The 22506-nt window shown below is 70.9% G+C and carries 22 protein-coding genes; 12 read left to right on the forward strand and 10 right to left on the reverse strand.

The features are described from left to right. Positions 1-161: 161 nt before the first annotated feature. Positions 162-1400 (forward strand): glycoside hydrolase family 10 protein, encoded by a 1239-nt coding sequence (locus tag ACFYO2_RS21925; RefSeq protein WP_388351475.1) that lies wholly within the window; start codon positions 162-164, stop codon positions 1398-1400. Positions 1401-1422: 22 nt separating this feature from the next. On the opposite strand, the gene ACFYO2_RS21930 is transcribed toward ACFYO2_RS21925, so the two are convergent. Continuing rightward, the gene (locus ACFYO2_RS21930) at positions 1423-1617 is read right to left on the reverse strand and encodes a DUF1918 domain-containing protein (protein ID WP_388351477.1); all 195 of its coding nucleotides are present in this window, start codon (positions 1615-1617) and stop codon (positions 1423-1425) included. A 93-nt stretch (positions 1618-1710) separates the two neighbouring features. After that, the gene (locus tag ACFYO2_RS21935) at positions 1711-2646 is read right to left on the reverse strand and encodes a DMT family transporter (protein WP_388351480.1); all 936 of its coding nucleotides are present in this window, start codon (positions 2644-2646) and stop codon (positions 1711-1713) included. Between ACFYO2_RS21935 and ACFYO2_RS21940 the strand changes: the two genes are divergently transcribed. From ACFYO2_RS21940 to ACFYO2_RS21950, 3 genes are all read left to right on the forward strand, one after another. Further along, a complete protein-coding gene (locus ACFYO2_RS21940; protein ID WP_388351483.1) occupies positions 2645-4108 on the forward strand; it encodes a PLP-dependent aminotransferase family protein in 1464 nt (487 codons plus the stop codon). The two genes, ACFYO2_RS21935 and ACFYO2_RS21940, sit on opposite strands and share 2 nt — an antisense overlap. A gap of 107 nt (positions 4109-4215) precedes the next feature. Next, on the forward strand, positions 4216-4650 hold the full coding sequence (locus ACFYO2_RS21945; protein WP_388351486.1) for a GNAT family N-acetyltransferase: 435 nt from the start codon (positions 4216-4218) through the stop codon (positions 4648-4650). A 68-nt stretch (positions 4651-4718) separates the two neighbouring features. Beyond that, complete coding sequence (locus ACFYO2_RS21950; RefSeq protein ID WP_388351490.1) at positions 4719-5312, forward strand: histidine phosphatase family protein; 594 nt, start codon at positions 4719-4721, stop codon at positions 5310-5312. Here the strand turns inward: ACFYO2_RS21950 and ACFYO2_RS21955 are convergent. Beyond that, a complete protein-coding gene (locus ACFYO2_RS21955) occupies positions 5294-5755 on the reverse strand; it encodes a DUF6314 family protein (RefSeq protein ID WP_388351492.1) in 462 nt (153 codons plus the stop codon). The genes ACFYO2_RS21950 and ACFYO2_RS21955 overlap by 19 nt on opposite strands. Before the next feature lie 157 nt (positions 5756-5912). Between ACFYO2_RS21955 and ACFYO2_RS21960 the strand changes: the two genes are divergently transcribed. From ACFYO2_RS21960 to ACFYO2_RS21985, 6 genes are all read left to right on the forward strand, one after another. Beyond that, positions 5913-8396: an alpha-L-arabinofuranosidase C-terminal domain-containing protein gene (locus tag ACFYO2_RS21960; RefSeq protein ID WP_388351494.1), complete on the forward strand. Its 2484-nt coding sequence runs from the start codon at positions 5913-5915 to the stop codon at positions 8394-8396. Positions 8397-8573: 177 nt separating this feature from the next. Continuing rightward, positions 8574-9602, forward strand: a complete 1029-nt coding sequence (gene argC, locus ACFYO2_RS21965) for an N-acetyl-gamma-glutamyl-phosphate reductase (protein WP_388351496.1) — start codon at positions 8574-8576, stop codon at positions 9600-9602. Next, positions 9599-10750 carry a bifunctional glutamate N-acetyltransferase/amino-acid acetyltransferase ArgJ gene (gene argJ, locus ACFYO2_RS21970; protein ID WP_388351498.1) on the forward strand — a complete coding sequence of 384 codons (1152 nt, stop codon included), beginning with the start codon at positions 9599-9601 and terminating at the stop codon, positions 10748-10750. The genes argC and argJ overlap by 4 nt, the downstream gene beginning before the upstream one ends. A gap of 162 nt (positions 10751-10912) precedes the next feature. After that, positions 10913-11854: an acetylglutamate kinase gene (argB, locus tag ACFYO2_RS21975; RefSeq protein ID WP_388351499.1), complete on the forward strand. Its 942-nt coding sequence runs from the start codon at positions 10913-10915 to the stop codon at positions 11852-11854. Continuing rightward, on the forward strand, positions 11851-13047 hold the full coding sequence (locus ACFYO2_RS21980) for an acetylornithine transaminase (protein ID WP_388351501.1): 1197 nt from the start codon (positions 11851-11853) through the stop codon (positions 13045-13047). Before argB ends, ACFYO2_RS21980 begins: the two co-directional genes overlap by 4 nt. Before the next feature lie 19 nt (positions 13048-13066). After that, entirely contained in the window at positions 13067-13618 is a 552-nt protein-coding gene (locus ACFYO2_RS21985; RefSeq protein WP_388351504.1) for an arginine repressor, read from the forward strand. A gap of 249 nt (positions 13619-13867) precedes the next feature. Here the strand turns inward: ACFYO2_RS21985 and ACFYO2_RS21990 are convergent, their stop codons facing one another. The 5 genes from ACFYO2_RS21990 to ACFYO2_RS22010 all read right to left on the reverse strand — a co-directional run bounded on the left by ACFYO2_RS21990 (position 13868) and on the right by ACFYO2_RS22010 (position 18745). Further along, positions 13868-14668, reverse strand: a complete 801-nt coding sequence (locus ACFYO2_RS21990; protein WP_388351506.1) for an FAD:protein FMN transferase — start codon at positions 14666-14668, stop codon at positions 13868-13870. Further along, positions 14661-15428, reverse strand: a complete 768-nt coding sequence (locus ACFYO2_RS21995; RefSeq protein WP_388351509.1) for an FMN-binding protein — start codon at positions 15426-15428, stop codon at positions 14661-14663. The genes ACFYO2_RS21990 and ACFYO2_RS21995 overlap by 8 nt, the downstream gene beginning before the upstream one ends. 29 nt (positions 15429-15457) lie before the next feature. Next, entirely contained in the window at positions 15458-16840 is a 1383-nt protein-coding gene (locus tag ACFYO2_RS22000) for a ferric reductase-like transmembrane domain-containing protein (protein WP_388351511.1), read from the reverse strand. A gap of 75 nt (positions 16841-16915) precedes the next feature. Next, the gene (locus tag ACFYO2_RS22005) at positions 16916-17374 is read right to left on the reverse strand and encodes an FMN-binding protein (RefSeq protein ID WP_388351514.1); all 459 of its coding nucleotides are present in this window, start codon (positions 17372-17374) and stop codon (positions 16916-16918) included. Positions 17375-17392: 18 nt separating this feature from the next. Further along, positions 17393-18745, reverse strand: coding sequence for a ferric reductase-like transmembrane domain-containing protein (locus ACFYO2_RS22010; RefSeq protein WP_388351517.1), 1353 nt, complete (start codon positions 18743-18745; stop codon positions 17393-17395). A 150-nt stretch (positions 18746-18895) separates the two neighbouring features. Between ACFYO2_RS22010 and ACFYO2_RS22015 the strand changes: the two genes are divergently transcribed. Together ACFYO2_RS22015 and ACFYO2_RS22020 are read left to right on the forward strand one after the other, a co-directional pair. Further along, the gene (locus tag ACFYO2_RS22015; RefSeq protein WP_388351519.1) at positions 18896-19636 is read left to right on the forward strand and encodes a response regulator transcription factor; all 741 of its coding nucleotides are present in this window, start codon (positions 18896-18898) and stop codon (positions 19634-19636) included. Next, positions 19633-21087 (forward strand): sensor histidine kinase, encoded by a 1455-nt coding sequence (locus tag ACFYO2_RS22020; RefSeq protein WP_388351522.1) that lies wholly within the window; start codon positions 19633-19635, stop codon positions 21085-21087. The genes ACFYO2_RS22015 and ACFYO2_RS22020 overlap by 4 nt, the downstream gene beginning before the upstream one ends. Before the next feature lie 34 nt (positions 21088-21121). Here the strand turns inward: ACFYO2_RS22020 and ACFYO2_RS22025 are convergent, their stop codons facing one another. Together ACFYO2_RS22025 and ACFYO2_RS22030 are read right to left on the reverse strand one after the other, a co-directional pair. After that, positions 21122-21826 carry a L,D-transpeptidase gene (locus ACFYO2_RS22025; protein WP_388351525.1) on the reverse strand — a complete coding sequence of 235 codons (705 nt, stop codon included), beginning with the start codon at positions 21824-21826 and terminating at the stop codon, positions 21122-21124. Positions 21827-21899: 73 nt separating this feature from the next. Continuing rightward, positions 21900-22481 carry a pyridoxamine 5'-phosphate oxidase family protein gene (locus ACFYO2_RS22030; RefSeq protein ID WP_388351527.1) on the reverse strand — a complete coding sequence of 194 codons (582 nt, stop codon included), beginning with the start codon at positions 22479-22481 and terminating at the stop codon, positions 21900-21902. Positions 22482-22506 lie beyond the last annotated feature (25 nt).

Below are 22506 nucleotides of genomic sequence, written 5' to 3' on the forward strand. Positions count from 1 at the left end.
GGGCATCGCAGGGCCCCATTGGTCCGGTGCGCCTGCTCCGTTCGTGCACGTTACCGCCAAGTATCGATGATCGATCGCCGGGGTCGGGCAATCGGTCGGGCATCCTGGGGCGCGGAGACGGTCCGTGACCATGCGGATCCGCGGTGTTCGGGGGTGTGCAGATGGGGCGAGTGTCACGTCGGGCGGTCGCGCTGGCAGCGCTGGCGACGCTCATGTCGGCCTCGGGCGGTGCGTCGGCCGCACCGGGCCACCGGGCGGCCCGGCCGCGGAAGGTGGCCGAGATGCGGGGCGTGTGGCTGGCGACCGTGATGAACCGGGACTGGCCCTCCCGCCCGGGCCTGAGCGCGGCGGCGCAGCGGGCCGAACTGGTCGCCCATCTCGACAAGGCCGTTCAGAGCGGCCTCAACACGGTGCTGTTCCAGGTCCGTCCCACCGCCGACGCCCTGTGGCCCTCGCCGTACGAGCCCTGGTCGCAGTACCTCACCGGTACCCAGGGCAGGCATCCCGGCTGGGATCCGCTGGGCACGGCCGTCCAGGAGGCGCACGCCCGCGGCCTGGAACTGCACGCCTGGTTCAACCCCTACCGGATCGCGGCCCACGCGGATCTCGGGAAGCTGGTCGAGGCCCACCCCGCCCGCCGGCATCCGGACTGGGTGGTGACGTACGGCGGAAAGCTCTACTACAACCCGGGGCTGCCCGAAGTCCGCGCCTTCGTCCAGAACGCGATGCTCGACGCGGTGAAGAAGTACCCCGTCGACGCCGTGCACCTCGACGACTACTTCTACCCGTATCCGGTGCCGGGCCAGACCTTCGACGACGACGCGGCCTACGACCTGCACGGCGGCGGCTTCCCGAACCGGGCCGCCTGGCGGCGCGGCAACATCGACCTGCTGGTGCGCGAGACCTCTGCCCGTATCAAGGCGATCCGGCCCGCCGCCCGCTTCGGCATCAGCCCCTTCGGGGTGTGGCGCAACGACACCACCGACCCGCGCGGCTCACAGACCCGAGCGCTGCAGGCGTACGACGACCTGTACGCGGACACCCGCACATGGGTCCGGAAGAACTGGATCGACTACATCGTCCCGCAGCTGTACTGGAACATCGGCTTCCCAGCCGCCGACTACGCGAAGCTGCTGCCCTGGTGGGCGGAGGTGGCCCGGGGCACCAAGACGCGGTTGTACGCGGGTGAAGCGCTGTACAAGGCGGGCGACCCGGCGCAGTCCAGGGCCTGGCAGGACCCCGCCGAACTCTCCCGGCATCTCACGCTCGCCAAGGACCACCCCGAGGTGCGCGGGCACGTGTTCTTCGCCGCCAAGGACGTGGCGGCGGACCCCGTCGGAGCCATGGCACGGGTGATCGCCGACCACTACGGGCAGCCGGCGAGGACCCCGGGGGACTAGGACCTGTCCGGCGGATCAGGCCCTAGCGGTTCATCTCCTTGTGCCGGATCTCGGTGTCGGGGCCGGGGGAGCACACCCCCTCGTGCCCGTCCTCGAAGCGGACGCGGTACGGGGGGTTGCCTTCTCGCCCCAGCACTTCGACGATCTCGCCGATCTTGTCGTGCTGTCCGACCACCCTGCCGTGCTGGACAAGCTGGTCGCCCACGGTTGCACGCATCTGTCGGGCCTCCTCAGCATCTGCGGGAGCAGCGGTCCGTGTTCCTCGAGTTTACGGCGCGGGGCCCGGTCGGGACCGGTGCGTGCGCGCCGTTCAGCCGCGCGCCCGCTGGGTCACGGCGATGCACACGAGCACCGCCACGGCCGTCAGCGGTGCGGCCACCGTCAGGTGCTCGCCCAGCAGCAGCACCGACCACACCAGTGTGAGCAGCGGCTGGGCCAACTGCAACTGGCTGGCCCTGGGGATGCCGATGGCGGCCATGCCCCGGTACCAGACGAGGAGACCGAGGAACTGCGAGCCCGCCGCCACCCACAGCAGTCCCGCCACGCTGTGCAGGGTGAGGTGGGCGGGTTCGTACGACAGCCCCACCGCGGCGGCGGGCCCGGCGAGCGGCAGACACAGCACCAGCGCCCAGCCGATGACCTGCCAGCCCGGCATGACCCGGGCCAGCCGGCCGCCCTCGGTGTACCCGGCCGCGCACACCAGCAGCGCCCCGAAGAGGTAGAGGTCGGCGATGGTGAGCGCGCCGCCGCTCTGCTGCGCGGTGAAGGCGGCCACCGCGGCCGCGCCCGCGAGCGCCGCCGCCCAGAAGGTGCGGGAAGGGCGGGTGCCCATGCGCAGGGCGGAGAACAGGGCGGTGGTCAGCGGGAGCAGACCGACCACGACGGCGGCGTGCGCGGTGGTGGAGGTCTCCAGCGCGAGCGTGCTCAGCAGCGGGAAGCCGAGGACGACACCGGCGGCGACCACCGCGAGGCCGGGCCAGTGGCGCCGGGCGGGCACCGGTATGCGCAGCGCGAGCAGACAGCCGCCCGCGATCAGCGCCGCGAGGACGCTGCGCACGGCGACGAGGGACCAGGGGCCGAAGCCCTGCAGGCCCCAGACGGTGGCGGGGAAGGTGAGGGAGAAGGCGACGACGCCGAGGGCGGCGTGGAGGGTGCCGGCGGCCGTGGTCCCGGTGGTTCCGGTCGTCCCGCCCGCCGGGCTTACCGCTATCCGGGTCGGTGCAGTAGCGCTACTCTGTGCTCTCATGCGTGAGCGTAGCAGTGTGGACGATCTGGCGGACCAGCTGCGTCGGGAGCTGGAGCGCTACTCACCAGGTGGAAAGCTCCCGTCGAGCCGTGCCCTCGTCGAACGCTTCCGGGTCAGCCCGGTGACCGTCTCCCGGGCCCTCGCGCAACTGGCCGCCGAGGGCTTGGTCGTCACCCGGCCCGGTGCCGGCGCCTTCCGTGTCCGACCGCGTCCGCAGGCCGCCGCCGTGGGTGACACGTCCTGGCAGGAGGTCGCCCTCAGCGCGGACAGCGCGGCCGAACTCGTCCCGCGCTCGGTGGACGCTTCCGGTGTGCTGGTCACGCTGGCCGCCCCGGCAGCCGGCGTGATCGAGTTCAACGGCGGCTATCTGCATCCGTCGTTGCAGCCGGAGCGGGCGATGGCCGCGGCGCTGTCCCGCGCGGGCCGTCGCCCCGGAGCGTGGGGACGGCCGCCGGTGGAGGGGTTGCCGGAGCTGCGGGAGTGGTTCGCGCGGAGCATCGGCGGTGCGGTCACGGCCGCGGAGGTGCTCGTCACCTCGGGCGGCCAGTCCGCGCTGACCACCGCACTGCGCGCGCTCGCCCCGCCCGGCGCACCCGTGCTCGTCGAATCGCCCACCTACCCGGGCATGCTGGCGATCGCCCGCGCGGCCGGTCTGCGCCCGGTCCCGGTGCCGGTCGACGCGGACGGCGTACGGCCGTCCCTGCTCGCCGACGCCTTCCGGGCCACCGGTGCCCGGGTCTTCGTCTGCCAGCCGCTGTTCCAGAACCCGACGGGCGCCGTGCTCGCCCCCGAGCGGCGCGGCGAGGTGCTGCGCATCGCGCGCGAGGCGGGCGCGTTCGTCGTCGAGGACGACTTCGTACGACGGCTCGTACACGAGGACGCGGGGCCGCTGCCGCGCCCGCTGGCGGCCGACGACCCCGACGGCGTCGTCGTCCACGTCGGCTCGCTGACCAAGGCGACCTCGCCGAGCTTCCGGGTGAGCGCGCTCGCCGCGCACGGGCCGGTGCTGGAGCGGCTGCGGGCCATCCAGGTCGTCGACACCTTCTTCGTGCCCCGGCCCCTGCAGGAGGCGGCGCTCGAACTCGTCGGCTCGCCCGCCTGGCCGCGGCATCTGCGCGCGATCTCCGCCGAGTTGAAGACCCGCCGCGACACGATGACGGCCGCGCTGCGGCTCGACCTGCCGGAACTCTCCCTCCCGCACATCCCGTCCGGCGGCTACCACCTGTGGCTCCGCCTCCCCGAGGGCACTGGGGGCACCTCCCAGGCCTTCGGCTCCGGGGGAGAGTCCGCTCTCGTGGCGGCCGCCCTGCGCGCGGGCGTCGCGATCACCCCCGGCCGCCCCTACTTCAGCGCCGAACCGCCTGCCGGACACGTGCGGTTGAGCTTCGCGGCGGTGGCGGGGACGGGGGAGATCACGGAAGGGGTACGGCGGCTTCGTAGGGCCTGTGAGGAGGTGCTCTAGAAGGCTCTGTCGGGCTCTCGGGGGCTCTAGAGGTGCTTCAGAAGTGCTTCGGAGGTCCTCCGGAAAACGGCTCGACTACGTCGCCCGCGGCCTGCGAACCTCCCCGCATGACCGACACCCCGACCCTCGCCGAGGGCTACGAGATCTCCACCGACCCCGACCGCGTCGACGCCGAGCGCGTGCACCGCTGGCTGTCCACCGACGCGTACTGGGCGATCGGGCGGCCCCGGGAGAAACACGACCGAGCGATCGAAGGGTCGCTCAATTTCGGGGTGTATGAGTCGGTTTCCGGTGAACAGGTGGCGTATGCCCGGGTGATCACGGACCGGGCGACCTTCGCGTGGCTGTGCGACGTGTACGTCGACCCGGCGGTGCGCGGCAAGGGGATCGGCACAGCGCTCGTCGGGGCCGTACGGGAGCACCTGCGGCCCTGCGGGCTGCGGCGGATCCTCCTCGCCACGCACGATGCCCACGGGGTGTACCAGAAGCTGGGGTTCGCGCCGCTGGAGAAGCCGGACCAGTGGATGGCGCTCGTCTTCTAGCGGCCGACCCGCATAACTCCCAGGTAACACCTCTTGACCTGCGGACTCTCGCGACACACCATCGCCGCATGCAACTACGGGTCACGTTCGTCGCCGCCGCGCGCAGCTCCCCGCTGCTCGCCGAGCGCTTCGAGGACGACCGTCCGCTGGACCAGGCCGGCTGGGACGAGGTGCAGCGGGTCGCCCAGGATCTGATCCCGCTCGCGGCGGCCGAGCTGCGCTACTGCTCGCCGACCCCGCGCAGCCGCGCCACCGGCGATGCCCTGGGCTACTCGCCTCTGGTGCAACTCGCCCTGCGGGACTGTGGCATGGGGCGTTGGCGCGGACTGACGCTCGGCGAGGCGATGGCCCGTGAGCCGGGGGCCGTGGATGCCTGGCTCGCCGACCCGAACGGCACGCCGCACGGCGGTGAGTCGCTGCGGGAGTTCATCTCCCGGGTTGGGGGCTGGCTGGACACCCGGCCCGTCGGGGACGGCGGCCGGATCGTCGCCGTGGCCGAGCCCTCGGTGATCCGCGCCGCCCTGGTGTACGTGCTGAAGGCGCCGCCTCCGACGTACTGGAACATCGACGTCCGCCCGCTGTCGACGACCGTCGTCACGGGCCGGGCGGGGCGCTGGAACCTCCGCCTCGACGGAGTGTCGGCTCAGCCCTCACGGGCGTAGTCGGTGGTCAGGACCAGGTCCTTCGCGGGTCCGCCCACGCGCCACACGGTCCGCCAGTGGTCGGGGCCGCGGACGGTGAACTCCCCCCGGTAGAGGTCGGCCGAGCAGGGGTGGTCGGTGACATGGTGTCCCGAGGTCAGGTCCAGGTCGTGGAAGGGCCGCCCGTCGGCGAAGCGCACCTCCGCCGATCCGCGTGAGCGTCCCGTGCCCGACCCGGGCCCCGGCAGGAAGCGCAGGGTGCGCTCGGCGGGGCGGGGGACGCCTTGCCAGGTGAAGGTGCCGGACTCTTCGTGCAGCAGTCCGCCGTCGTCCAGCGGGCTGAAAGTCGTCGTACCGGAGAAGTGGCCCTCCGCGCCGCTCGTCAGATCCCGTACGGATCGCTCCACGCGCCAGCTCCCGGCCAGATACGCCAGTACGTCCGGCACTGGCCAGAACTCGCCCATCCCGTCCCGACCTCCGTCACATCGGTTGTTGTGCGATCCATTGACGCGTCCCTGCCCCCTCCCTATCTTGCCGTTCGAAGTGCTGATCATTGTCTGATATATCGAACGCACCTCTTTCGAACCGCACAACTCCACACCCCTGAGCCGCGGAGTATCCATGTCACGCACCCGCACCCGCTGGAGACTCGGTCTCACGGCCACCGCCTTCCTGGTGGCGGCCGGCCTCGTCCCGGCACCCGCGCACGCCGAGGACGTCACCGACTACGCGATCACCGTCGACCCGTCCGCCGAGGGCGCGAAGATCGACGACACGATGTACGGAGTCTTCTTCGAGGACATCAACCGGGCTGCCGACGGCGGTCTGTACGCCGAGCTCGTGCAGAACCGGTCCTTCGAGTACTCCACCGCCGACAACACCTCGTACACGCCCCTCACCTCCTGGACGGTGGACGGCGCCGCGCAGGTCGTGGACGACGCCGGCCGCCTCAACGAGCGCAACCGCAACTACCTCTCCCTGGGCGCGGGTTCGTCGGTCACGAACGCCGGCTACAACACCGGCATCCATGTGGACGAGGGCAAGAAGTACGACTTCTCGGTGTGGGCCCGTGCCACCGGCACCACCGCCCTCACCGTCGCCCTCCAGGATGCCGACGGCACGCTGGCCACCGCCCGCAAGGTGGCCGTGAAGAAGAGCGGCTGGGCCAAGTACACCGCCACCTTCACCGCGACCCGCACCAGCAGCAACGGCCGTCTCACCGTGGCCTCCTCCGCCGCGGCGGCTCTCGACATGGTGTCCCTCTTCCCGCGCGACACCTACAGGCACGAGCCCAACGGCCTGCGCAAGGACCTCGCCGAGAAGGTCGCCGCCCTGCACCCCGGCTTCGTGCGCTTCCCCGGTGGCTGCCTGGTCAACACCGGGTCCATGGAGGACTACAGCGAGGCCTCGGGCTACCAGCGCAAGCGCTCCTACCAGTGGAAGGACACCGTCGGCCCCGTCGAGGAGCGCGCCACCAACTCCAACTTCTGGGGCTACAACCAGTCGTACGGCCTCGGCTACTACGAGTACTTCCGCTTCGCCGAGGACATCGGCGCGATGCCCCTGCCCGTGGTCCCGGCGCTGGTGACCGGCTGCGGCCAGAACAAGGCCGTCGACGACGCGGCGCTGCTCGAGCGGCACATCCAGGACACCCTCGACCTCATCGAGTTCGCCAACGGGCCCGTGACCAGCGAGTGGGGTCGCAAGCGCGCCGAGATGGGCCACCCCAGGCCCTTCCACCTCACCCATCTCGAGGTCGGCAACGAGGAGAACCTCCCGGTCGAGTTCTTCGCCCGGTTCAAGGAGTTCCGCGCCGCCATCGAGGCCAAGTATCCGGACATCACCGTCATCTCCAACTCCGGCCCGGACGACGCCGGTTCGACCTTCGACACGGCCTGGCAGCTCAACAAGGACGCCAAGGCCGACATGGTCGACGAGCACTACTACAACAGCCCGCAGTGGTTCCTGCAGAACAACGACCGCTACGACTCCTACGACAGGAACGGCCCCAAGGTCTTCCTCGGCGAGTACGCCTCCTGGGGCAACGCCTTCAAGAACGGCCTCGCCGAAGCCGCGTTCATGACCGGCCTGGAGCGCAACGCCGATGTCGTCGAACTCGCCTCGTACGCGCCGCTGTTCGCCAACGAGGACTATGTGCAGTGGAGCCCGGACCTGGTGTGGTTCAACAACCACGCCTCCTGGAACTCCGCCAACTACGAGGTCCAGAAGCTGTTCATGAACAACGTCGGCGACCGGGTGGTGCCCTCCACGGCCACCGGCACGCCCTCGCTGCTCGGGCCCATCACCGGTGCCGTCGGTCTGTCGACATGGGCGACCACGGCGGCGTACGACGATGTGAAGGTCACCGGCGCGGACGGTTCGACCCTGCTCGGCGACGACTTCAGCGGGGACGCCTCACGGTGGACTCACACCGGCGGCGGCAGCTGGAGCGTCCAGGACGGGCAGTACGTGCAGACCGACATGGCCGCCGAGAACACCATGGTCTCGGCCGGCGACCCGTCCTGGCACGACTACGACCTGCATGTGAAGGCCACCAAGAAGTCAGGCAAGGAGGGCTTCCTCGTCGCCTTCGGCGTGAAGGACACCGGCAACTACTACTGGTGGAACCTGGGCGGCTGGAACAACACCCAGTCCGCCGTCGAGCAGGCCGTGGACGGCGGCAAGTCGACGCTGATCTCCAAGGCCGGGTCGATCGAGACGGGTCGTGACTACGACATCGACATCAAGGTGCGAGGCCGGCAGGTCACCCTCTACCTCGACGGCCAGGAGTGGGGCAGCTTCACCGACGACAAGCCGGCCGAGCCGTTCCGGCAGGTCGCCACCTTGGACAAGAAGACCGGTGACCTGATCGTCAAGGTCGTCAACGCCCAGTCCTCGGCGGCCCGCACGGCGATCGACCTGGGCGGCGCGAGGGTCGCGTCCAAGGCGAAGGTCACCACGCTGGCCGCCGCGCCGGACGCGGTGAACACGGAGACCGCGACGGCGGTGGCACCGGTGACGTCCACCTTCTCGGGGGTCGCCGACACGTTCACGTACACCTTCCCGGCGAACTCGGTCACGTTCCTGAGGATCAAGCAGAGGTAGTCGCATCTGGCGTGGGCCGCTGTCCCCAGGGGGCGGCGGCCCGACGCCGCGCTCTCCCGCACGGCTCCCCCGCGAACGTGCTCCCCATGCCGGGCAGGTTACGGGGATGCACAAACCGGATTGCATAAACGTGCAGCGAAACGTATAGTCATGCCATCCAAGAGGAGGATGGATCCCATGACGGTACGTGCGGCAGTGGCCGGAGCGAGTGGATACGCGGGCGGAGAGCTCCTGCGTCTCCTCCTGGCGCACCCCGAGGTCGAGGTCGGCGCCCTGACCGGCAATTCCAACGCCGGACAGCGGCTCGGCGCGCTGCAGCCGCACCTGCTGCCGCTGGCCGCCCGCGTGCTCCAGGAGACCACCGCGGACGTCCTGGCCGGACACGATGTCGTCTTCCTCGCCCTTCCGCACGGGCAGTCCGCCGCCGTCGCCGAGCAGCTCGGCCCGGATGTGCTCGTCGTCGACATGGGGGCCGACTTCCGGCTCAAGGACGCCGGTGACTGGGAGAAGTTCTACGGCTCCGCGCATGCCGGCACCTGGCCGTACGGCCTGCCCGAACTGCCGGGCGGCCGCGCCGCGCTGGAGGGGTCCAAGCGCATCGCGGTGCCCGGCTGCTATCCGACCGCCGTCTCGCTCGCGCTGTTCCCGGCGTACGCCGCCGGACTCGCCGAGCCGGAGGCCGTGATCGTCGCCGCGTCCGGGACGTCCGGCGCGGGCAAGGCGCCCAAGCCGAACCTGCTGGGCAGCGAGGTCATGGGCTCCATGTCGCCGTACGGCGTCGGCGGCGTCCACCGGCACACGCCCGAGATGATCCAGAACCTCAGCGCGGCGGCGGGGGAGCGGGTCTCCGTCTCCTTCACTCCCACCCTCGCGCCGATGCCCCGCGGCATCCTCGCCACCTGCACCGCTTCCGCCAGGGCGGGCGTCACGGCCGAGTCCGTCCGCGCCGCCTACGAGAAGGCATTCGCCGACGAGCCCTTCGTCCACCTCCTGCCGGAGGGGCAGTGGCCCGCCACGGCGTCCGTCTACGGTTCCAACGCCGTTCAGGTGCAGGTCGCGTACGACGAGGCCGCCGGCCGCATCATCGCGATCAGCGCCATCGACAACCTGACCAAGGGCACCGCGGGCGGTGCCGTCCAGAGCATGAACATCGCCCTCGGCCTCCCCGAGGAGCTCGGTCTTTCCACGATCGGAGTCGCACCGTGAGCGTCACGGCAGCACAGGGATTCCAGGCGGCGGGCATCGCCGCCGGGATCAAGGAGAACGGCAACCCGGACCTGGCCCTCGTGGTCAACACCGGGCCGCGCCGCGCCGCCGCCGGCGTCTTCACCTCCAACCGCGTCAAGGCCGCGCCCGTCCTGTGGTCCGAGCAGGTCCTCAAGACCGGCACGGTCTCCGCCGTGATCCTCAACTCCGGTGGCGCCAACGCCTGTACGGGCCCGAAGGGCTTCCAGGACGCGCACGCCACCGCCGAGAAGGTCGCCGAGGTGCTCGGTCTGGGCGCCGTCGAGGTCGCCGTCGCCTCCACCGGTCTGATCGGCATCCTGCTCCCGATGGACAAGCTGCTGCCGGGCGTCGAGCAGGCGGCCGAGGCCTTGAGCGAGCACGGCGGTGAGAAGGCCGCCATCGCCATCAAGACCACCGACTCCGTCCACAAGACCTCCGTCGTCACCAAGGACGGCTGGACCGTCGGCGGCATGGCCAAGGGCGCGGGCATGCTCGCTCCCGGCCTCGCCACCATGCTCGTCGTCCTCACCACCGACGCCGACCTCGACAGCGCGACCCTGGACAAGGCGCTGCGCGCCGCCACCAAGGTCACCTTCGACCGCGTCGACTCCGACGGCTGCATGTCCACCAACGACACCGTGCTGCTGCTGGCCTCCGGGGCCTCCGAAGTCACCCCGCAGTACGAGGAGTTCGCCGAGGCCGTACGCGCCGTGTGCGACGACCTCGGGCAGCAGCTCATCCGGGACGCCGAGGGCGCCAGCAAGGACATCAAGGTCGAGGTGATCAACGCCGCGAGCGAGGACGACGCCGTGGAGGTGGGCCGCACCATCGCCCGCAACAACCTTCTCAAGTGCGCCATCCACGGCGAGGACCCCAACTGGGGCCGCGTACTCTCCGCGATCGGCACGACGAAGGCCGCCTTCGACCCCGACGCGCTCAACGTCGCCATCAACGGCGTCTGGGTGTGCAAGCACGGCGGCGTCGGCGAGGACCGGGAGAAGGTGGACATGCGCTACCGCGAGGTCCGCATCACGGCGGACCTCGCGGCAGGCAATGAGTCTGCGGTGATCTGGACCAACGACCTGACGGCCGATTACGTCCACGAGAACAGCGCGTACTCCTCTTGACGTGCCCACTTGGTTGTCGCGGGTCCTCGCCGTCACCGACGAGGGTTCCTGTTTCATCGGCGACAGCTCGTCCCGGACGAGTCCGGGATGAGTCTTACACCGCCTCCGCAGGCCAGCACCGCCCGCCCGGCGGCTGATCCGAGATCTTTCCGAAAGTCGGCTATGACGGTCAATCACTCAGAAGAGGGAAAGTCCCCCACTCGTAAACACACCGCCCTCCCCAAGGCGCAGATCCTCATCGAGGCGCTGCCCTGGCTGGTGAGGCACAACGGCAAGACCGTCGTCATCAAGTTCGGCGGCAACGCCATGATCGACGAGGACCTGAAGGCCGCCTTCGCGCAGGACGTCGTGTTCCTGCACCACGCCGGCCTCAAGCCCGTCGTCGTGCACGGCGGCGGCCCGCAGATCAGCGCCGCCCTCGACAGGGCCGGCATCGTCAGCGAATTCAAGGCGGGCCTGCGCGTCACCACCGAGGACGCCATGGACGTCGTCCGCATGGTGCTGGCCGGGCAGGTGCAGCGCGAGCTGGTCGGACTGCTCAACGAGCACGGGCCGCTCGCCGTCGGCCTGACCGGCGAGGACGCGCACACCATCACCGCCGTCAAGCACCAGCCCGAGATCGACGGGGAGTTGGTCGACATCGGGCGGGTGGGCGAGATCACCGACATCGACACGGGCGCGATCGAGGCGCTGCTGGCGGACGGCCGTATCCCGGTCGTCTCGTCGATCGCCCGGAGCCAGGACGACCACCATGTCTACAACGTCAATGCTGATACGGCGGCTGCGGCACTCGCTGCTGCGCTGGGCGCCGAAACCCTCATGGTCCTCACGGACGTCGAGGGCCTCTACGAGGACTGGCCCCACAGCGACGAGGTGATCAGCCGCCTCACGGCTTCCCAACTGGAGAAATTGCTGCCGGAGTTGAGCTCCGGCATGGTGCCGAAGATGGAGGGCTGTCTGCACGCCGTACGCAACGGTGTGAACACCGCCCGGGTCATCGACGGCCGGGTCCAGCACTCGATCCTGCTGGAGATCTTCACCGACGAGGGCATCGGCACGATGGTCGTGCCCGACGAAAAGACCGACGCACAGGGGGAGTCATGAGCAACGAGGAACTGACCGCGCGGTGGCAGGGCGCGCTCATGAACAACTACGGCACTCCACGCCTGCCCCTCGTCCGCGGCGCGGGCAGCAAGCTGTGGGACGCCGACGGCAAGCAGTACCTCGACTTCGTCGGCGGCATCGCGGTCAACGCGCTCGGCCACGCCCACCCGGCGATCGTCGAGGCGGTCAGCACGCAGATCGCCGCCCTCGGCCATGTCTCCAACCTCTTCATCGCCGAGCCGCCCGTCGCGCTCGCCGAACGGCTGATCCAGCGCTTCGGCCGCGACGGCAAGGTGTACTTCTGCAACTCCGGTGCCGAGGCCAACGAGGGCGCCTTCAAGATCGGGCGGCTGACCGGGCGGAGCCACATGGTGGCCACCGACGGTGGCTTCCACGGCCGGACCATGGGCGCCCTCGCCCTGACCGGTCAGCCCGGCAAGCAGGAGCCCTTCCTGCCGCTGCCCGGTGACGTCACGCACGTGCCGTACGGAGACGCTCAGGCACTGGCCGCCGCGGTCACCGAGGAGACCGCGCTCGTCATCATCGAGCCGATCCAGGGTGAGAACGGGGTCGTGGTGCCCCCGGCCGGCTACCTCAAGGCTGCCCGGGCGATCACCGCGTCGACCGGCTCGCTGCTGGTCCTGGACGAGGTGCAGACCGGGATCGGGCGGACCGGGCACTGGTTCGAGTACCAGGCCCACGAGGGCGTCCTGCCGGACGTCGTCACGCTCGCGAAGGGGCTCGGCGGCGGACTGCCGCTCGGTGCGACGGTCGCCTTCGGGCGGGCCGCGGAGTTGCTGCAGCCCGGCCACCACGGTACGACCTTCGGCGGCAACCCCGTCGCCTGCGCGGCCGGGCTCGCGGTCCTGGACACGATCGCGGCCGAGGGCCTCCTGGAGAACGTCAAGCGGCAGGGCGAGAAGCTGCGTGACGGAATCGAGGGAGCCGACGGCAGCCCCAGCCATCCGTTGATCGCACATGTCCGGGGTGCGGGCCTCCTCCTGGGTATCGTGCTCACCGAGCCGCTCGCGCCGAAGGTGCAGCAGGCGGCTCAGGACGCCGGGTTCCTGGTGAACGCGCCCGCCCCTGATGTCGTACGGCTGATGCCTGCGCTGAACCTCGGGGATGACGAGGTGGACGCGCTGCTCCAGGCACTGCCCGGCATCCTGGACGTGGCCAAGGGGGACGGATGATCCGGAGAATGAGACGACGATGAGCCAGGCGCAGGAGCACGAGCAGACCGCAGGGCCTGCCGTACCGCAGACCCGCACCGCACGCCACCGCCGGATCGTGGACATCCTCAACCGGCAACCGGTGCGGAGCCAGAGCCAGTTGGCGAAGCTGCTCGCGGACGACGGGCTGAGCGTCACTCAGGCGACGCTCTCCCGGGATCTCGACGAGCTGAACGCGGTGAAGATCCGCAACACCGACGGTGACCTGATCTATGCGGTGCCGAGCGAGGGGGGGTTCCGTACGCCGCGGGTCCCTCTCGGGGGGTCGGCGAAGGAGGAGCGGATGCGGCGGCTGTCGGCGGAGCTGCTGATCTCCGCGGAGGCTTCGGCGAACCTGGTCGTGCTGCGGACGCCGCCGGGTGCCGCGCAGTTTCTGGCCTCGGCCATCGATCAGGCCGAGCTGCACGACATTTTGGGGACCATCGCGGGTGACGACACATTGCTGTTGATCAGCCGGGATCCTCTTGGGGGGCAGGCGTTGGCGGATCATCTGCTGCGGTTGGCTCAGAACGGGCACGGGAACGGCCACTGAGGGGGCGGGTTCGGGTGGTGTGCCGGGTGCGGTGGGTGGGGGCTGGTCGCGCCATTCCCCGCGCCCCCAGGTAGGTGCACTCACCCGAGTCGAGCTGCTGGGCGCCCCGTCCACCGCACCCTGTCGCCCGCCGTGATCAGCCCCCCGTCCAGCCGCGGGCAGTCGTGCCGCCGGCGTCACCGGTGGGCGCGGGCGGCACCCCGTAAGCGCCGGGCTGCGCGACCCACCCCCGCCCCGCTGCCGCGGCGGTCAACCCAGCCGCGCCGCGAGTCCTCCCGTGCAGCGCACCTCGTCGCCCGCTGTGATCAGGAGTGCCTCCACGTCCGGGAGGGACTCCAGCCAGCCCAGTGCCTCTCGTGAGCCCATCGCGAAGGCCGCGGTCGCCCAGCAGTCCGCCCACGTCAGGCGAGGAGCGACGACGGTGACCGCCAGCAGGTCGGTCACCGCGGAGCGGCCCGTTCGGGGGTCGACGATGTGCGTGCCGCGCTCGGCCGTGCCGGACGTGGCGACGGCCAGTTCGGGGACACCTGCCGCTGAGACGACGGCCGCGAGGCCCCCAGGCCGCAACGGATCCGACACCCCGATCCGCCACGGTCGCTCCGGTCCCGGTACGCCCAGCATCTGGACGTCTCCACCGCCGTTGACGCTCACCCCGGTCGCCCCGGCCTCGGCCAGTCGCAGGGCGGCCCGCTCCGCGGACCAGCCTTTGACGATGCCGGTCGGGTCGAGGCGGCCCTCGTAGCGCATGCTGAACCAGCCGTCGCTGGCCCCCTCGGCCTCGGCGCCGAGGCCGAGGACTTCGGCGACCATCGGATCGCACTCCTCGACGGTCAGCTCGCCCCGGGCCAGCCGGGAGATCTCGCTGTCGTCGCGGTACGTGCTGAACACCTCGTCGACGCGATGCAGTCCGGCCACCGCCTCGCGCAGTGCCGCCTGTACGACAAGGGGATCCCCGCCGCGGACGTCGAAGGAGAAGACCGTCCCCATGACCTCCTCCGCATGACGTACCGCGGCGGGAGCTTCTGCCGACTCGGCCACCGTGTCAGCCACCGGCCTGGTCCAGGGCCGACTGCAGCGACTTCTTGTAGCCGGCGCTGGTGTAGGTGGCTCCGGAGACGGCGTCGATGTCCGCGTTTCCGGCCGCGACCGCTGCCTGGTTGAGTTTGGGTACGGCGTTGGCGGTGATCTGGTCGCTCTGGCCGCCCTTGGGTGCTTGTACGGTCTCGGCTTTGGTGATCTTGCCGCCTGCGACGGTGATGCGTACCTGGACTGCGCCGTACTGGGTCTGGGCGGCGTCTCCGGTGACGGTCTTGGCGGCCTGGGCGTTGCCCGCGTCCTCGGCGGCCCCCGACCCGGCCGTGGCGTTCGCCTTGTCGATCGCCGACTGCAGCGACTTCTTGTAGCCGGCGCTGGTGTAGGTGGCTCCGGACACCGCGTCGATGTCCGCGCTCTGCGCGGCCACCGTCGCCTGGTTGAGCTTGGGTACGGCGTTGGCGGTGACCTGGTCGCTCTGGCCGCCCTTGGGTGCCTGGACGGTCTCGGCCTTGGTGATCTTGCCGCCCGCGACGGTCAGCCGGACCTGGACGGCACCGTACTGGGTCTGGGCCGCGTCCCCGGTGACCATGCCGGTCCCGGCGGCCTGGGCGCCGCCCTGGGCCGACTGCCCCGCGGCCGGCGGCTGTGACGCCGCTCCGTCGGCGGCCGCGGAGGACGGGTCGGACGACGGTTTCAGTGACAGCAGCAGCACGACACCGGAGACGGTGGCGGCGCTCGCGAGCATCACACGTCGGATGGGGTGACTCTTCCTCATCGCTTCTACAGCTCCTGAAGTCCCGTCGCTCACATCTCGAACGACTCGTGATGGATGCGGCGGGCGGGCACACCCGCGCCGCGCAGTGCTTCGTACACGGACTGCGCGAACCCGGGCGGGCCGCACATGAAGACGTCGTGGTTGTCGATGTCCGGCAGCTTCTGCCGCAGCCGCTCCGCAGAGATGTCGGGGCGTTCCCCGTCAGGGCTGTTGACCGCGTACATCAGCCGGGCCCCGCGCTCGTCCGCGATGGTGGCCAGCTCGTCCCACAGGGCCAGGTCCTGGGTGCTGTTGGCCCGGTAGAGCAGGGTGATGTCGCCGGACGCGCCGGGCAGCGTCTCGAACAGCGCCCGCATCGGGGTGATCCCTACGCCGCCCGCGACCAGCAGCACCTTGCCGCGGCTGCGGCGGGCGGCGGTCAGCGCGCCGTACGGGCCCTCGGCCCACACCTTGGTGCCGGCCGTCAGCTCGCGCAGCCGTTCGCTGTGGTCGCCGATCGCCTTCACCGTGATCCGCAGCATGTCGGGGCGGGGCGCCGCCGACAGCGAGTACGGGTGCGAGCTGAACCGCATGCCCGGCGCCAGGAACCGCCAGCGGAAGAACTGGCCGGCCTCCGCGCCCATCCGGTGCAGCTTCCGCCCGCCGATCAGCACCGACACGATGCCCGGGGTCTCCTCGATGACCGCCGCCACGTACATCCGGTGCCGCAGGTTCAGGCGGATCGGAGTGAGGATCCGGTACCAGATCACCAGCGCCGTCACCGAGCCGTACAGCCCGTACCAGACGGTTTTTGCGGCCGGTTCGACGGCGAACTCGTTGCCGGTGGTGAGCTGGTGCCAGAAGGTCAGGAACACCGCCGCGTACGTCAGCAGGTGCACGTGGTACCAGGTGTCGTACGGAATCCGGCGGCGCACCGGGCCGATCGACAGGAGCCCGATCAAGAACAGCAGGCCGGTGCCGATGGCGGCCTTGCCCATGTCCGGCAGCTGGTTGATGGAGTCCATCGTCTGCTGGACGATGTCGCCGAGGCCCTTGCCCGCCTGGAGGGCGTAGCCCCACATGATCAGGAAGACGTGGGCGACCGTCAGGCAGAGCGTGTAGCGGCCGCTCATCGCATGCCAGCGTGCCACCCGGTCGGAGCCCACCCGGCGCTCCAGCGCGGGCACCCGGGCCATCTGGAGCACCACCAGCGCCATGAGGTAGCCGGCGAGCAGACCGGTGATCCGGCCCGCGTTGAGGATCTTGCCGTTGTTGTCGCTGATCGAGGGGGTGTTGGCCCACCACAGCCACAGCACACCCGCTGCCCCGGCCCACACGGCGAGCAGCAGCAGGGTCGCCGGGGAGCGGCGCGGGCGGATGCGGCGCATCGTCTGGCGGCGGGCGGCGCGGCCGCCTGCGAGCGTGGTGGTCACGGTTCCTCCGAGGGCGGGGCAAGGGGGGTGGCGTGGTCCCTTGGTTCTCAGATACGTGCCGCGACGCCTGTGTGTTCAGCCGCCTGCCGAGTCCAGTGCGGACTGGAGTGACTGGCGGTAACCGTCACTTGTGTACGTCGCTCCCGAGACCGTGTCGATGTCGGCGCTCTGCGCGGTCAACGCCTCGCTCCGCAGCCGGGGGAGGGCGTAGCTGTTGATCTCCTGGTCCCGGGGATTGTCCGTGGGGTAGGTGACGGCCGTGACGTCGGTCAACCGGCCGTTCTTCAGGGTGATTCGTACCTGGACGGGGCCCCAACGGGTCTGCACGGTCTCGCCGTTGACGGTCTTCGTGACCGCGGCGGAGCCACCGGATCCGCTCGAACTGCTCGAACTGCTCGAGGGCGCCGGTACCGCGAGCGCGACCTGCGGGGCGGTGTGCGGCTTCAGCGACAGCAGCAGCACCATGCCGGAGACGGTGGCCGCGCTCGCCAGGACGATGCGGCGCAGGGGACGGTTCTTCTTCAGTGCGTGCACGTGCGGGCCTCGCAACTCTCACAGCTCGAACGACTCGTGGTGGATACGCCGGTCCGGCACACCGGCGGCGCTGAGCGCCTCGTAGACATCTCGGGCGAAACCGTGCGGTCCGCAGACGTACACGTCGTGCGCGGCGAGGTCCGGTACGGCCGCGCGCAGGGACTCGGCGGTGAGGCTCGGGCGACGCCCGTCCGGCCCGTTGAGGGCATAGTGCACGCGCGCTCCGCGCCACCGCGCGATGGCCTCCAACTCCCCGCCCAGCGCGAGGTCTTCGGCGCTGCGCGCCCGGTAGAGGAGGGTGACCTCGCCCGGCAGGGTCTCGAACAGGGCCCGCAGCGGGGTGATGCCGACCCCGCCCGCGATCAGCAGGGACTTCGGGGCGCTCTGCCGTTCCGCGGTCAGGGAACCGTACGGGCCCTCCGCCCACACCCGCGTGCCGGGCCGCAGCAGGGAGACCGCCGCGCTGTGGTCGCCGAGGGCCTTGACGGTGATCCGCATCCGGTCGCGGCGGGGCGGTGCCGACAGCGAGTACGGCGTCGACGTCCAGCCCATGCCCTCGCCGAAGAACCGCCAGCGGAAGAACTGCCCCGGCTGCGCGCCCAGTTCGTCGAGCCGCCGCCCCCGTACGACGACGGAGTACACGCTCGGCGCCTCCTTGTGGACGGACTCCACGCGCAGCCGGTGCCGCAGGTTCAGCCGCACCGGCACCAGCAACCGGAACCAGACCACCAGGGCCGCGACGCCCAGGTACAGCGCGTACCAGGCGGCCGTGGCCGTGGCGTTGCCGCTGAGGTCGTTGCCCAGGGTCAGCTGGTGGAAGAAGGCGAGGAAGACGGCGACGTACGTGAGCAGGTGGACGTAGTACCAGAACTCGTGGCTCAATCGTCGCCGTGCGGCGCGCGCCGAGGTGATGCCCACCGCGAACAGGATGATCGTGCCGAAGCCGGCCTTCAGCATGTCCGGGTAGTCCAGGACCACCGTGACCGTCTCGTGCCAGAGCGAGGCGCGGTCCTGGGCCGCGTACCCGAGGAGGATCAGCGTGATGTGCGCGACCAGCAGGCACACGGTGTACCGGCCGGCCATCGCGTGCCAGCGGGCCACCCGGTCGGATCCGATCCGCCGCTCCAGCAGCGGAACGCGCGCCATCAGCCCGACGAGCATCGCGCAGGCGTACCCGCACAGCAGCCCGGCGATCCGCCCGGCGCCGGTCAGCCACCCCGCCGTGCCGACCACCGAGCCGGTGTCGGCCCACCACAGGGCCACGACGGCCGCCGCCCCGGCCCACAGCAGGGCGAGCACCACTCCCGCGGGGGAGCGGCGCGCGACCGGCATCACGGCCGGTGCCGTCCGCCGTTCGTACACGGTGGTCATGTGTGCGTCCTTTCGTCTGTCCAGGACGCCACTGTGCGGGCGCAAGCTCTCAGCACGCTCTGAAACGGCACCCCTCCGAGCGCACTCAGAGGAAACTCAGAGCCTTCGACGGCGGCCGCGGTCGCCGGGAGGGGTGATGCTGGAGAGGCCATGAACACCACCCGCTCCGGCCGCCCAGCCCTCACCCGTCCCGACGGCACTCCGCTGCGCGTCCTCGTCGTCGACGACGACCCCGACCTCGCCGAGGTGCTCTCCGGGGCCCTGCGCTACGAGGGCTGGCAGGTCCGCACGGCCGGAGACGGGGCGTCCGCCGTCACCGCGGCCCGGGAGCTGATGCCGGACGCGGTCGTCCTGGACGTGATGCTCCCGGACACCGACGGTTTCGCCGTGCTGCGTTCCCTGCACAGCGTGAAGGCGGACGTGTGCGTCCTCTTCCTCACCGCGCGGGACGCGGTGGAGGACCGTATCGCCGGCATCACGGCGGGTGGCGACGACTACGTGACCAAGCCGTTCAGCCTGGAGGAGGTCGTCGCCCGGCTCCGTGGCCTGCTGCGCCGCGCCGGCATGGCCCGGCAGCTGGACGAGGGGCCACGGCTCATCGTGGGCGACCTGGTCATGGACGAGGAGGCCCGCGAGGTGACCCGCGCCGGCGAGCTGATCGAGCTGTCGCCGACCGAGTTCGAACTCCTCCGCTTCCTGATGCGCAACCCGCGCCGTGTGCTGAGCAAGGCGCAGATCCTCGACCGCGTCTGGTCCTATGACTTCGGGGGCCGTGCCCACGTCGTCGAGCTGTACATCTCGTATCTGCGCAAGAAGGTGGACGTCGGCCGGGAACCGATGATCCACACGGTCCGCGGGGCCGGGTACGTGCTCAAGCCGGTGACCTCATGAGGTTCCTGCGGCGCCTGCCGCGCCCGTACACCCTCCGGGCGCGGCTCACCGTCGGCCTGGTGGTGCTGCTGGCGGTCAGTTGCGCCGCCGTCGGCGTGGCCGCCGTGGTGGAGCTGAACGGCTTCCTCACCAGCCGTCTCGACGAGCAGCTGGCCGAGGTGGGAAACCGGTTCCCGGCGAGCCTGGAACACGGCGGCACGCTGCCGGACGACCACGACGGCGACGAACACGGCGACGACCGCAGACAGGCCACGGGAACCTTCGGCGCCCGCCTGCTCGACGGCACCACGACCAACGCGGCGGTCGTCCGCCCCACCGGCGTCCAGAACGTCCCCCTGACCGGCCGGGACAAGAAGGAGCTCGCCGCGATCCCGGTCGACGGCGACGGGCACAGCATCGACCTCTCCCACCTGCACGAATACCGGGTCGCCGCGTCCGAGGGGATCGACGGCGACGTACTGATCACCGGCCTGCCCCTGGAACCCGTCGAGGCCACCGTCCACCGCCTGGAACTGGTCGCCGGGATCGTCTTCGGCGCCGCCCTCACCGTCACCGGCGTGGTCGGCGCGCTCTGGGTGCGCTGGTCGCTGCGCCCGCTCAGGCGGGTGGCCGCCACCGCCACCCGGGTCAGCGAACTCCCGCTGGCCAGCGGCGAGGTGACCCTGCCCTCACGCACCCCCGAGTCGGACCCGCGCAGCGAGGTGGGCCGGGTCGCCGGAGCCTTCAACCGCATGCTCGGCCACGTCGAGGACGCACTCACCAAACGCCACGCCAGCGAGGAACGGCTGCGCAGCTTCGCCGCCGACGCCAGCCACGAACTGCGCACCCCGGTCGCCTCCGTTCGAGGCCACGCCGAGCTGGCCCTGCTGCACCCGGGCCCGGTGCCGCCGGAGGTCACCCGTGCGCTGGACCGCATCGCCGCCGAGTCCTCCCGCATGGGCGAGATGGTCGACGACCTGCTGCTCCTGGCCCGCCTGGACGCGGGCCGCCCCCTGGAACGCGCCCCCGTCGACCTCACCCGCCTGGTGCTGGACGCCGTGACGGACGCGCGGGCCGCGGGCCCCGGCGACCGCTGGGAACTGGACCTCCCGGAGGACCCGGTGACGGTCACCGGTGACGAACACCGCCTCCACCAGGTGTTGGCCAACCTGTTGGCCAACGCGCGGCTGCACACACCCCTGGGCACCAAGATGACGGTCACCCTCGAGACCGACGGCCGGGCAGCCACCCTCACGGTCCACGACAACGGACCCGGCATCCCCGACGACATCCAGCCCGCAGTCTTCGAACGCTTCACGAGAGCCGACCACCGCCGCACCGACGCCCCCGGCGGGGGAGCGGGCCTGGGCCTGTCGATCGTGGCGGCGGTGGTGGAGGCGCATGGCGGGAGCGTGGCACTGGAGAGCCGCCCGGGCTCGACGACGTTCACGGTCCGGCTTGGTACCGGGTGACCTCGGCACCGAATGATTTCAGTACCGGGTGACCTCAGTACCGGGTGATCGCCGTACGACCGCTCCGCGTCCCGATGGCGATGTGCGGGCCCTTCCCCGGCTCGGCCCACCGCAGGATCCGCCGCATCGCCGCCGCGGACACCGACACACAACCGGCCGTGGACCCCCGCCCGTTGACATGCAGAAAGATCCCGGCGCCTCGCCCGCGCACCGGCTCGGCGTAGTTGAACCCGATGACCATCGCGTACGCGTACTGCGTGCCGTAGGAGATCAACCGCTCCGCCTCCGCCGCCCGGCAGTCCGCGGGCCGCGGCTCCACCCACCGGTTGTAGGACCGCGAGTCGTTGTCCTGGCACCACCAGGAGTGCTCCCGCACCGCCCGGTACTTGTACGTCGTCCCACCCGGCGCCCCCTTGATCCCGAAGGCATACGGCAATGAGTACAGCCCCGTAGGCGTGGTGTTCGTCCCCTGCCTCCGTACGGCCCCCTCGACGAGCCCCTTCGCCCCGAACCGGGCGGCGGCCGAACCGGCCTTCACCCACTGCCCGCTGCGCCGGTCCCACCACGTCACCGTGCCCGACGTCGAACCGGCCTGCGCGGCCACCGCCGTGATCAGCTGGCTGCCGCCACCCGTGTCCGCCATCCGCGCGGGCAGCGGAGCCGTCGGCCCACCACCGGGCGCGGCACCGACAACGAGCAGGGACGCGGACGCCAGGGCGGCGACGACAACAGAGCGCATGATCCCGAACCTACGGCGAGGCAACGGCGACGGCATCGGGGCTGACCCGTTCGGGGGTGTCCCCGCGGTGTTGCTAAAGCGGACCGAGTGGCAACGGCAGTCCGGGCAGGCCGTCCATGCTCGTGGCGATGTGCTCCTTCTTCGCGAAGTACGCGCTCAATGACTCGTCGTCCTCGCGCGCGAAGCGCTTGCCGTGCAGCTCGCGATCCGAGTCGTACGACATGTACGGCACCGCGTACCCGCAGGAGTCCCGGATGAGTTCGGCCCGTACGACGACTATGGCGCGCAGGCCGTGCGAGGCCGGGTCGATGTCCGGGAAGTGCGCCAGCAGTTCTTTGAAGCGCGGGTCGTCGCGGAAGACCGGCTCGCCGCGGCCGTGGACGCGCACGATGTTCGGCGGGCCCTGGAAGGCGCACCACATCAGGGTGATCCGGCCGTTCTCGCGCAGATGCGCGATCGTCTCCGCGGTGGACCCGGCGAAGTCCAGGTAGGCCACGGTGAGTTCGTCGAGGATCACGAAGGAGCCCTTGAGGCCCTTGGGGGAGAGGTTCACCGTGCCGTCCCCGGACAAGGGGGCCGACGCGGTGAAGAAGAGGGGCTGTTCCTCGATGAACTTGCGGAGCCGGCCGTCTATGCGCTCATAAGTCTTTCCCATGTCTAACGATTATGGGCGCAAGTCT

It is taken from the genome of Streptomyces sp. NPDC006602 (assembly GCF_042870385.1).
GTDB lineage: Bacteria > Actinomycetota > Actinomycetes > Streptomycetales > Streptomycetaceae > Streptomyces.